This window comes from Buchnera aphidicola (Pemphigus obesinymphae), from assembly GCF_026122815.1.
Classification (GTDB): domain Bacteria; phylum Pseudomonadota; class Gammaproteobacteria; order Enterobacterales; family Enterobacteriaceae; genus Buchnera_C; species Buchnera_C aphidicola_BJ.
This window is the reverse complement of the sequence record NZ_JAIWQW010000039.1, coordinates 1-1143: the sequence shown is the minus strand read 5'-3', so window position 1 is coordinate 1143 and position 1143 is coordinate 1. Positions and strand designations below refer to the sequence as shown.

General features: G+C 19.5%; 2 protein-coding genes. Both read right to left on the bottom strand.

Annotated elements, in window-relative coordinates; genetic code table 11:
- The coding region (locus tag LDP10_RS02930; protein WP_265197249.1) for an isocitrate/isopropylmalate family dehydrogenase at positions 1 to 142 on the bottom strand (142 nt) is incomplete at its 3' end.
- Between the two features lie 468 nt (positions 143 to 610).
- The coding region (locus tag LDP10_RS02925) for an alpha-isopropylmalate synthase regulatory domain-containing protein (protein WP_321160501.1) at positions 611 to 1143 on the bottom strand (533 nt) is incomplete at its 5' end.

The window sequence follows — 1143 nt, the reverse complement described above, 5'->3', positions numbered from 1 at the left end:
TACCTCCTATATCGTATTCTGTAGTATTAATTCTTAATTTGTACTTTTCTTTTAATACTTTTAAAATTTTAAATCCTTCTCGCATTATTTCCGGGCCTATTCCATCACCTGGTAAAATTGCTAAATTATATATTTTCTTCATAATAAAATAACTCTAAATTTTTACATTTCAATTCAATAAATACATTTATATTTTGCTATCAGCTCTTTTCGATAAAGAAAATTATTAAATTATTTTTTAGTTTTACGTTTTTAAAAATAATGTTATATAAAAAATGTTTAATATATTGAATAAAATTCAACTAAAATATTAAAATACAAAAAAATACATTATTCTATTATTTAGTGCCCATTATATCATTTTATTCCTAAGATTAAATAAATTGTTCTATTAATCTCAATTAAATTTCCATTAATTATTTATAGTTTATTTTAAAAATCAATTTTAAAGAACATATTTTTCTGTAGAATTATTTTCTAATTTTTATTTTATACATTATAAAAAATAGATTTTTTAATTATCTTAAATTTGTTTTTTTAATAAAAATAGTTTTTAAAGTAAATTAAGTAATTGCATTTATAATTGTCAATTGTATCTTTATTTCTTTATTTATTTTTTAACATTTTTTAATATAATATTCACTTTATTAGCTCTCCATATGTTATTTAATATATGGAGCATAGCTTGGACAGTTGACTCAACAATATTTTTTGCGCTACTGATACCATAAAATTGACGTTTTTTATATTCGATTTGTACTTTTATCGATATTACAATATTAATTGGTTTTTTTTGAGTAATTAATTGAATATTTTTTAAACATATAGGAAAATTAGTTATTTTATTTAATGTTATATATATAGAGTTAATTAATCCTTTTTTGGTTCTTATTTTTGCAGTTTTTACTTTTTGCCCACAATATAATTCTATACTAGAAATAGTAATACCAGTGGACTGATGTTCCACATTAAATTTTTTTAAACGAAAATGTTCTATAGTGTCTTCTTTTTCATCAATGAAAGCTAATGATTCTAATTCATAATCAAACACTTGTCCTTTTCTATCAGCTAGTTTTAAGAAAGAATTGTATAATATATCTAAATTATATAACTTTTCATCATAACCCATTTCTGTCATATAAT